Source organism: Microbacterium sp., from assembly GCF_036566905.1.
Classification (GTDB): domain Bacteria; phylum Actinomycetota; class Actinomycetes; order Actinomycetales; family Microbacteriaceae; genus Microbacterium.
The window spans coordinates 1-9,488 of sequence record NZ_DATCVK010000211.1 but is presented as its reverse complement, the minus strand read 5'-3'; the positions used below and the strand labels follow the sequence as shown (position 1 = coordinate 9,488).

The following is a 9,488-nucleotide window of genomic DNA, read 5'->3' as shown; positions in this document are numbered from 1 at the left end:
CAGGCCGTGCCGGGCGGCAGGCCGTGCTGCGAACCCGAGACCGGGCCCCGGCGACGCGCCGGGGCCCGGTCGCCCGCTCAGGACTGTTGCGCGTTGACCGCGATCATCCAGTCGATGCCGTAGCGGTCGGTGAGCATGCCGAACCGGCCGCCCCACGGCGGGGTGTCGTACGGCATGGTGATCGTCCCGCCGTCCGCGAGCTTGTGCCAGAACCCCTGCAGCGCGGCCTCGTCGTCACCGCTCACCGAGACCGAGATGCCGGCCGGTTTCTCATAGGGCATGCCGGTGGGCGTGTCGGCGCCCATGAGGACGAAGCCGTCGGGGCTGGTGAGCTGCGCGTGCATCACGAGGTCGTTCTCGGCGGGGTCCTGCACCATGCCCTCGAACTGGCCGAACGTCGAGATGTCGAGCTCGCCGCCGAACACGCTCTGGTAGAAGGTCATGGCCTCGCGGGCTTCGTTGCGGAAGGACAGATACGGGTTGAGGCTGGGCATGTCGAACTCCTGAAGTGGATGGTGGATGCCGCGCCCGGCCGCGTGGCGCGTCCCAGTGTGGCCGGGGCCTCCGACATCCACAAGGACCCTCGGCACGGCTCACGGAGCGACGGCGAGCTCGCGGTTCACGGCCGGCAGCGGGCCGCGCGGCTCACCGGGCGCGGTGGTCCTCGGGGTGCAGGCGCGGGCCGCGGCGGGGCTCGCGCACGCCGCTCGCGCCGATCAGCCGGATCACACGCTGGCGCTGACCGGGCCAGGCGGCGAGGAGCCGCAGCATGCCGTCGTCGTCGACGCGGTGTCCGGTGAGGGCGAAGCCGACCTCGTGCGCGAGGTGGTAATCGCCGACGCTGACGGCGTCGGGGTCGCCGAGCGCTCGGATGCGCATCTCGGCCGAGGTCCAAGGGCCGATGCCGTGCTGGCTGACGAGCACACGATCGACGGCCTCGCCGTCCTCGGCGGCGAGCACGGTGCGCACGATCGCATCGCCGCGGCGAGCGGCCCGCACGACCGTCTTCGATTGGGGAGGCTCGAGCCCGGCGCGATGCCAGACCCACGACGGGACGTGCTGCCAGCCGTCGACGGTCGGCGGTGCGAACATCGGTGCCGGGGTCGGGCCGGGCGCGCGTTCGCCGCACCAGGTGACCACGCGCCGCCAGGCGGCGAACGCCTGCATGCCCGTGACCTTCTGCTCGAAGATCGCGCCCACGAGCGCGTCGAACACGAGACCCGTGCGCGACAGGCGGAGTCCGGGGTTGCGGCGGTGCGCGTCCGCGATGAGCGGATGCCGCGTCGCGTCGAAGTCGGCGGCGTCGTCGTCCGCGCCGCACAGCGCGGGCAGCTGCGACAGCGCCCATTCGCGACCGGGCCCCCACGCGGCGCCCCGGATCACGCCGGGATGGGTCTCGCGGATCGCGAGGGTGGCGATGCCCGCCGGAGTGCGGCTCGCGCGCCAGATGACCGCCCCCGAGACCGACATGGTCGGGTCGCCGGCACCGCGCCGCTGGGACAGCACGGTGCGGCGAAGGTCGAGCGGATGCCGCGGCCGGTACTCCGTCTCGAGCGGCCGGCCCGGGTCCGGGCGGGGGTCGCGGGTCGTGGCGGCAGGCTGACCGAAGCGCTCGGCATCCCTCGCCCGAGGAATGCGCGAGAGCGAGGTGGTCATGCCGCCCACCCTACGCCCCGGCCTCCGACGTCCGTGCCGGAGGCGCGGCGCTCAGAAGCGGTCGGGCGACGGGGTGCCGTGGCCGTAGCGGATGACGACGTCGGCGTGGCGGTCGAACCGGTAGCCGACACCGCGCACGGTGCGCACGATGTCCTCGTACCGGCCGAGCTTGGCGCGCAGGCGCCGCACGTGCACGTCGATGGTGCGCTCGCCGGGAGCGTCGTCGTCGGTCGTGCCCTGCCAGAGCGAAGTGACGAGCTCCGTGCGCTCGATCGTGCGGCCCTCGCGGAGCACGAGGTACTGCAGCAGCTCGAACTCCTTGAAGGTGAAGGCCGCGGACTCGCCGTCGATGAGCACGCGCTTGCGCGAGATGTCGACGACCACGCCGCCGGTCGACGGGTCTTCGTCCTCCGGCTCCTCCTGCTTGGTGCGGGCGACCGCCGACGGCTCGTGAAGGGCGAGGCGCACGACATCGACGTCGCGGCCGCCGGCGCCGACCGGCGCGAGGGCGACGGTGGCGTAGGTCTCGGCGGACGGCGCGAGCTCGGCGATCGTGCGACGCAGGGCGTCTACGAGGACGCCCAGGCTGACGCCGGACGCGGCGGCCTTGGCCTCGTCGAGGCCGACGTAGAGGGCGAAGCCTCGCGGTGCCGTGCCGGCGGGAAGAGCGCGAGACGCCTGAGCGCCTTCGGCGGCCGGCGCTGCGGGTGCTTCGACCGCGGCCGGCGTGTTCACGGCGCGGAGGTGGCGGACGGGAGCGGTGGTGGGACGGTCGAGGAGAGCGGTGGTCGACATGATGATGGTCCTTGCGGGAGGAACCCGGAGAGCGGAACCGGGTTGGATGTGCTGCGGCCCGGATCGTCGGAGGCGATGAGGCCGTCGGCCGATGGAGGCCGGTGCCCGACGTTGGGCAGTGTGCGAAGCGGGTCCGGGTGCGCGTGATCGACGCACGAAACCGGTGCTTCGGGGGACTCCGTGCGATCCGTTTTCAGAAGCGGAGGAGGAGTCCGACGGGGGTCACCGTGCTAGTGGCACATTCGACAACACATGGCAACGCGACCGGCCATCATCATGCCGGCAGTCCTGTTCGCCTCCCGGGCGGACAGATACAGCGCGTTGTCAGTCATGTGGCCGATTATGACCGACTTTGTCGGAATACGTCAAATCGCACGCATGCCGAGCCCCGATCGTTTCGGAATGTGACAGATTGCTCAATCCCCATGGCGGCGGTGCTGTCGCGTCGATCCCGCTCGAGGAACAGGGCCGCCGGACGCTTTCTGCATGCACGCTGAGCGATCGCCGGAACGTCGGTCGAGATGCGTCCCGGGCACCCCTGCCGGGCGTAGCCTGTGCGGGTGAATGAGCTGCGTTTCCAGAAAGAGACGGATGCCTCGAGGTACACGCTGCACCGCGGCGACGACCTGGTCAGCGTGCTCGACTACCGGGACGACGGCCGCACCGTCGCCATGACGCGCGCCTACACCGTGCCGACGTTCCGCGGCCACGGCTACGCCGGCGAGCTGGTCGAGCGGGCGATCGAGGAGCTCGAGCAGAGCGGAGACCGGAAGGTCGTGCCGGTGTGCTGGTACGTCGCGGACTGGTTCGAGGCGAACCCCTCGCGCCGCGGCATCCTGAATCAGCGTCCCTAGCGGCGGCCGGGGCCGCCGACGGCGTCGGATCCTCTTGTCAAGCCCATGTCGTCGCACTCCGCGGTGACGGAGGCTGGGGATGGACGAGAGGAGTACTCGATGGAACGAGATCGGTCTACGCAGAACGACCTGCCCGAGGGTGTCATCAACGCCGACCCCGCCGGCGGCTGGGACGCAGTGGGCGACAGCGAGTCCCGCGAGCGCAGCGCCGCGGCGACGGAAGCCGACCTGCTGACGGATGCCGCACTGCAGCCCGACGACCCCGTCGAGGGAGAGGTGGCCCGGCAGGGGGCCGATCCCGATCTGGTGGCAGACAGCACCGAAAGCGAGGAGCCGTGATGAGTAAGACCGGCAACGAGTACGAGCAGACAGGCGTGAACTACCCCGATCGCGGCGACGCCGACGGGGCGCAGGACACTCCCGCGGCCGGTGAGCCCGTCCGCGACGAGGCGCCCGCTGCCCCGCCGACCATGAGCGAGCCGGCGCACGACGCGGGTAACGCTCCCTCGGCGACCGAAGCGCCGCCGAGCGGACAGCCGAGCGCCGAGCCTCCGGCGGCACCGGCCGGCGAGCCGAGCCATGAGGCGGTGGGCATCGGCGTCGTGGACGGCGACGACCACCACGGCCACGACGAGGGCCGCGACACGTTGACGGCCAGCCAGGCCCAGCAGACTCCGGGCGGCCTCGGCACCGAGCAGGAGCAGCGCCTGCCGGCCATGTCGCAGAACAACGCGTCCGACGTCGACAAGGTGGCGGGCATCGTCGCGCAGACGCGCTCCGACGTCGGCACCGAGCCGATGGAGAGGATCGCTGAGGTGCTGCGCCAGCGCCTCAGCCAGTCGGGGGTGGACCTTCCCGACAACGACATCGAGGAGCTCGCGCGCCAGGTGTCCACCGGTGATGCCGACAGCCCGGAGCAGCCGGGACGCGACACGTCCGGCTGAGACCGCGATCCCCCACTCATCGTGCACGCGCCCGGCCCTAGGCTGGGCGCGTGCAGATGGAGACGTTGTTCACCGCCGTCGCCGTCGGGTTCGAGGCGGTCGGCGCCGCCGCGATGATCGTCGGCTTCGCGGTCGCGCTCGTACTGGGCGCCCGCTCGCTCGCGCGCCACGAGGGCGGACAGGCTGCGTTCACCGTGCTGCGCACCACGCTCGGCGCCGCGATCCTGCTCGGGCTCGAGGTGCTGGTAGCGGCGGACCTGATCCGCACCATCACCTCGAAGCCGTCTCTGGAGGACGCGGCGATCCTGGGTCTGATCGTCCTGATCCGCACCATCCTCTCGATCTCGATCCAGATCGAGATCGAGGGCACCCTTCCGTGGCGTCGCGCGCTGCTGCGCAGCGGCGGTCAGATGATCGGGGATGCCGTCGCGCGCGATCGCACGGCGGAACAGCAGGCGTCAGCCGCTCGCGGGTCCGCGACTCCGGACCCGCGCGCCGGCTGACGATCTAGGCGACCGCGCACGCGGTGGTGCACTCTTCGGCCGCGCGCAGGCCGATAGGCCGCGGCCACGCGACGCGCGCGGGGCGCGCGGCGACGGGGATCGACGGCATCCGGTGCGTGGCGGTCATCTTCCGCTCGCGAATCGAGGCGAGGAGCGCGTGCTCGCGTTCCCGCGTCCAGGTGTCGTGGCGGTACTGCTGTTCGGCGGCGTATACAGCGAACATGGTTTCCTCCGTTGGTTCCGACAGACTGAACCTACGCGGGGGCTCCGACATTGCCGGGTCGCGGACGGATGGCAGGATTCCGTCGCAACGCGGCCGTCCGACGACAGGGCTCAGGCCTCTCCGGCGAACGTCCGGATGAGGCGCGCGGCGGGTGCGGCATCCCGGATCATCGTCTCGTGACCGTGGTCGGGCACCTCGGCGAGGCGACCGTCGGGGAGGTTCTCGGCGACGCGGACGCACCAGTCCTGCGGAGCCACCAGGTCGTCCTCGCCGCGCAGCACCAGCGCCGGCACGTGTGCGCGGGCGAGGACGTCCTCGGGCCGGTGAGCGAGCATGGCGCGGAACTTGGCGCGGATCCGCGGGCCCGCGTGCACGTACTCCCGCGCGCCGAGCGCGATCACGCGGGGACTTTCGACGGCGATGTCGCGGAGCAGCCGCCACAGCTGTCTCGGCGCGGTGCGGGCCGAGGGATCCACGGTGGGCCCCACGAGCACGATGCGGTCGACCACCGCGGGATGCCGCACCGCGACCTCGAGCGCGATCTGCGCGCCCATCGAATGCCCCACCACGACGGCGGGAACGCCGACCCGCGCGTGGAGATAGGCGGCCACGAGATCGGCCATGCGCTCGATGGTGAGCACCCGTGCGGGCTCGGGAGCCTCGCCGTAGCCGGGGAGGTCCAGGGCGATGACCTCGCCGTCGCCGAGGTGGCGGGCGAGGTCCGCGAAGACGGCGCGGCCCATGCCGATGCCGTGGACGAGCAGGTACACGCGCTCGCCGTGACCCCGGCGCTCGGCGATGATCGTCGCGCCGGCGTGCGCGAACTCCTCGACTCTCGGCACGTCAGGCGGTGCCCGGCTGATCGCGCAGTCCGACGCGGTCGGGGATGTCGAAGTGCACGCGCGGGAGCCACGCCGACGGCTCCGGCCACGGCCGCGACGCCGGGAGCGACCGCAGGCGTGCCCGCAGGGCCGAGCCGGACGCCTCGACCGGCAGCACCCGGGACGGCGCGTGGTGAGCCAGGGCGCCCAGCCACCAGTGCCGCCAGGTGCCTTCGATCGCCTCAGGCCCCGCCACGACGTAGTAGTCCGGCATGACCGCCTCACCCGACTCGAACAGCGACAGCAGCACCCCGACCTCGGTCTCGAGCGAGCCGAGGGTGCAGCGCTCCTCGTACAGCTCCACCCACGCGGCGGCGACGTGCTCGAGCGGATCGGCATCGTGCACCACGTAGGGGGTCGAGACGGAGGCGACCAGGTGCGCTGCGACCGCGGGCTGCGCCTCGCGCAGCGACAGTGCGACGAGGGCCGGAACGTCGGCCAGGCCCGTCAGCAGCTCATCGCTGTCGGCACCGACGAGCGCCACGACGGTGGATCGGGGTGCGGTGTCTGCGTTGTGCGCCATGTCTCACGATACGTCGAACGCGGCCTCGGCGGGTGGGCGCCCCGCCGAAGCCGCGGCCGGCGCGTGCGCGCAGTGGTCGCGCGCTGCGTGCCGGCATCGCCGGATCGGCGGCGGCCGCCAGTCCTCACTCCGCGCTCAGCACCACCGTCGACAGATCGGCGCCGAAGGTGAAGCGGGCGTCGACCGCGCCGCCGCGCAGCACGCCCGGCAGCCACCGCGAGGCGTCGTCCCACATGCGGGGATACGGCACCGCGTCGAGCGCGTACCAGCGCGGCGTGATCTCGTCGGTCTCGACGGGCTCGCCGACCCACCGCCGGCACACGAACACCGTCGAGCGCTGCGACCAGGCGGGCCGGGTGGGGAAGTGGTAGTCGATCGTGCCGGCGAGGTGCAGATCGGATGCCGCCACCCGCACGCCGACCTCTTCCATGACCTCGCGCACGGCGGCCTCCTCGGCGGACTCACCCGGGTCGAGCTTGCCGCCGATGCCGACGATCCGGCCCTGACCGAGCCCCGTGCGCTTGTCGCCCAGCAGCACCTCGGCGGCCGTCGGACCGCGTCGCAGCAGATAGACGACGCAGACCTCGGGCAAGGACATGGATCGAGGGTACGCGCACGCGGGCCGGGCGACCGGGAAGGCTGCGGTTCGCCGCCGTGCGGCCTGCCTCGCCGCGGATGTCAGGGGCCGAACGTACCGTGTGAGCATGCGGATCCTGCACACCTCGGACTGGCACATCGGGCGGTCGTTCCACGGCCACGCCACGCTCGATGCGCTGCGCGGTGTGCTCGGTTCCCTCGTCGTGCAGGTGCGCGAGCATGGCGTGGACCTCGTGATCGTCGCAGGGGACGTGTTCGACTCCGCGACCCCGGCCGCAGGCGCTTACACGCTCCTGTCCGAGACGCTGCGCGGCCTCGCCGACGCGGGTGCGACGGTCGTCGTCACCAGTGGCAACCACGACTCGGCCGCACGTCTGGGGTTCCAGTCCGCGCTGCTGCGCGACGGTGTGCACGTGATCACCGAGCCCGCGACCGTGGGGACGCCGGTGACCGTCACGGACGAGCACGGCCCCGTCCACGTCTACGGCATCCCGTATCTCGAGCCGGTGCTGCTGCGCAGCGTCTGGCCGGGGGTGCGCAGCCAGGCCGACGTGCTGGCCCACGCGATGGATCTCGTGCGCACGGACGCCGCGCGCCGCGGGGGGCGGTCGATCGCGGTGGCGCACTGCTTCGCCGCGGGCGTGGAGCCGACGCCCCACCTCGAGCGCGACATCCAGCAGGGCGGACTCGACATCGTGCCGCTGTCGATCTTCGACGGCGTCGACTACATGGCGCTCGGTCACATCCACGGCCGCCAGCAGCTCTCGCCGCGCGTCCGGTACGCCGGTGCGCCCCTGCACTACAGCTTCGACGAGGGGCACAAGCCCCGCGGGTCGTGGCTCATCGAGCTCGACGCCGACGGCCTCGCTGCCGACGGTGCCGCTGTGGAGTGGCTGCCGCTGCCCGTGCCCCGCGCTCTCGTGACGCTGACGGCGACACTCGACGAGCTGCTCGCGGACGAGCGCTTCGCCGGTCACGCGGGCGACTGGGTGCGCGCCGAGTACACCGACCCGCTGCCGCAGCGCGACCCGATGCGCCGGCTGCTCGCGCGCTTCCCGCACTGCGCCGAGGTCCGCCACGCGCCGGCGGCGGCGCGCACCGACGACGCCCGCACGTATGCCCAGCGCGTGCGGACCGCCCGCAACGAGGCCGAGCTCGTCGACGCCTTCCTCGCCCACGTGCGCGACGGAGAGGGTGCGTCGGTGCGTGAGGCGGAGCTCGTCGGCGAGCTGCTGGACGAGCGCACCCGCGTGGAGGCGAAGGCGTGAGGCTGCACCACCTCGAGCTCACGGGCTTCGGGCCGTTCCGTGAACGGCAGAGCGTCGACTTCGAGGCGTTCGAGCGCGACGGCATCTTCCTCATCGCGGGCCGCACGGGAGCTGGCAAGTCGAGCATCCTGGACGGCGTCTGCTTCGCGCTCTACGGCAGCGTTCCCCGTTACGACTCCGGCGACAAGCGGCTGCGCAGCGACCACTGCGAGCCGGAGGATCCGACCCAGGTGCGCCTCGAGTTCACCGTCGGCGACCGTCGCTGGCGGGTGACCCGCGCCCCGGAGTACCAACGCCCGTCGCGCCGCGGCGGGGGACTCACGACCGAGGCGACGCGCGCCGAGCTGGAAGAGCTCGTCGACGGCGTCTGGATCGGCCGGGCCGGCAAGCCCCGCGACGTCGGCCTGCTGCTCGACGAGGTGCTGGGGCTCAACGCCCAGCAGTTCCAGCAGGTCATCCTGCTCGCCCAGAACCGGTTCTCGCGCTTCCTCCTCGCCTCCGGTGGCGAACGCCAGTCGCTGCTGCGTGCGCTCTTCGGGACCCGGCGCTACGAGGAGTACGCGCGCGAGCTGGGGGAGCGCAGCAAGGCCGCGCAGCACGAGCTCGACGCGCTCGGCGAACGCGCGCGCACCCTGCTCGACCAGGCGGAGCGCCTCATCGCGGCGCAGGAGCCTGTCGCAGCGGAGCCCGGCGAGGTGGCGGCGTCGGTCGATCTCGCGGCCCGCCGTGCCGCGGTCGAGCTCGGCGAGCAGCGTGCCGCGTATCGCCTCGACACGCTTCGGCGTGAGCGAGCGAGTGCCGACGAGGCACGCGCGGCCGCCGAGGCCGCGCATGCGGAGCGGGTCGCCCTGTCGAAAGCACAGCAGGAGCTCGGCCGCGCGCACGAACGCCTCACGGTGCTCGAGGAGGCCGGCGCGCAGATCGCGATCGACCGTTGGCGACTGCAGCGTGCCCGCGCGGCCGAGGTGCTGCGGGCGCCTCTCGAAGCCGCACTGGCCGCGGACGACGCGGCCGCGGCGAGTGAAGCCGCCGTCGCGTCGGCGGAGGCTGCGTGGCGGCGGGTCGCCGCCGGCGGCGCAGACGAGCACGCCGACCTCGCCGAGCTCGTGGAGCGCCTCACCGGCGACCTCGCGGTGTGGACCGCGGCGCTCACGCATGAGGCCGCCCTCACCGAGGGCGAGACGCACGTCAGGGATACCTCGGCCGAGGCGGCGCGGCTCGAGACCGACATCGTCGCCCTCGAC

The 9,488-nt window shown here is 72.8% G+C and carries 13 protein-coding genes; 6 read left to right on the top strand and 7 right to left on the bottom strand.

Going from position 1 to position 9,488, the window contains the following annotated elements; all coding sequences use genetic code 11:
* Positions 1-77: 77 nt before the first annotated feature.
* From VIP82_RS18300 to VIP82_RS18290, 3 genes are all read right to left on the bottom strand, one after another.
* Positions 78-494, bottom strand: a complete 417-nt coding sequence (locus tag VIP82_RS18300) for a VOC family protein (RefSeq protein ID WP_331911233.1) — start codon at positions 492-494, stop codon at positions 78-80.
* A gap of 151 nt (positions 495-645) precedes the next feature.
* Positions 646-1,656, bottom strand: coding sequence for a DNA-3-methyladenine glycosylase family protein (locus VIP82_RS18295; protein WP_331911231.1), 1,011 nt, complete (start codon positions 1,654-1,656; stop codon positions 646-648).
* 51 nt (positions 1,657-1,707) lie between these two features.
* On the bottom strand, positions 1,708-2,451 hold the full coding sequence (locus VIP82_RS18290) for a winged helix-turn-helix domain-containing protein (RefSeq protein ID WP_331911230.1): 744 nt from the start codon (positions 2,449-2,451) through the stop codon (positions 1,708-1,710).
* 560 nt (positions 2,452-3,011) lie between these two features.
* Here VIP82_RS18290 and VIP82_RS18285 point away from each other — a divergent pair.
* The 4 genes from VIP82_RS18285 to VIP82_RS18270 all read left to right on the top strand — a co-directional run bounded on the left by VIP82_RS18285 (position 3,012) and on the right by VIP82_RS18270 (position 4,752).
* Complete coding sequence (locus VIP82_RS18285; protein ID WP_331911227.1) at positions 3,012-3,305, top strand: GNAT family N-acetyltransferase; 294 nt, start codon at positions 3,012-3,014, stop codon at positions 3,303-3,305.
* A gap of 99 nt (positions 3,306-3,404) precedes the next feature.
* The gene (locus tag VIP82_RS18280) at positions 3,405-3,644 is read left to right on the top strand and encodes a hypothetical protein (protein ID WP_331911225.1); all 240 of its coding nucleotides are present in this window, start codon (positions 3,405-3,407) and stop codon (positions 3,642-3,644) included.
* Positions 3,644-4,249, top strand: coding sequence for a hypothetical protein (locus tag VIP82_RS18275; protein WP_331911223.1), 606 nt, complete (start codon positions 3,644-3,646; stop codon positions 4,247-4,249). The genes VIP82_RS18280 and VIP82_RS18275 overlap by 1 nt, the downstream gene beginning before the upstream one ends.
* A 56-nt stretch (positions 4,250-4,305) precedes the next feature.
* Positions 4,306-4,752, top strand: a complete 447-nt coding sequence (locus VIP82_RS18270; RefSeq protein ID WP_331911235.1) for a DUF1622 domain-containing protein — start codon at positions 4,306-4,308, stop codon at positions 4,750-4,752.
* Between the two features lie 4 nt (positions 4,753-4,756).
* On the opposite strand, the gene VIP82_RS18265 is transcribed toward VIP82_RS18270, so the two are convergent.
* The 4 genes from VIP82_RS18265 to VIP82_RS18250 form a co-directional block, all read right to left on the bottom strand.
* Entirely contained in the window at positions 4,757-4,975 is a 219-nt protein-coding gene (locus VIP82_RS18265; protein ID WP_331911221.1) for a hypothetical protein, read from the bottom strand.
* A 110-nt stretch (positions 4,976-5,085) separates the two neighbouring features.
* A complete protein-coding gene (locus VIP82_RS18260; protein ID WP_331911219.1) occupies positions 5,086-5,817 on the bottom strand; it encodes an alpha/beta fold hydrolase in 732 nt (243 codons plus the stop codon).
* Position 5,818: 1 nt separating this feature from the next.
* Positions 5,819-6,379, bottom strand: coding sequence for a hypothetical protein (locus VIP82_RS18255; protein WP_331911217.1), 561 nt, complete (start codon positions 6,377-6,379; stop codon positions 5,819-5,821).
* 124 nt (positions 6,380-6,503) lie between these two features.
* Entirely contained in the window at positions 6,504-6,977 is a 474-nt protein-coding gene (locus tag VIP82_RS18250) for an 8-oxo-dGTP diphosphatase (RefSeq protein ID WP_331911215.1), read from the bottom strand.
* A gap of 106 nt (positions 6,978-7,083) precedes the next feature.
* Here VIP82_RS18250 and VIP82_RS18245 point away from each other — a divergent pair, with 106 nt between their 5' ends.
* On the top strand, positions 7,084-8,244 hold the full coding sequence (locus VIP82_RS18245) for an exonuclease SbcCD subunit D (RefSeq protein ID WP_331911213.1): 1,161 nt from the start codon (positions 7,084-7,086) through the stop codon (positions 8,242-8,244).
* A partial coding sequence (locus VIP82_RS18240) for an AAA family ATPase (RefSeq protein WP_331911211.1) occupies positions 8,241-9,488 on the top strand: 1,248 nt, incomplete at its 3' end. The genes VIP82_RS18245 and VIP82_RS18240, both read left to right, overlap by 4 nt.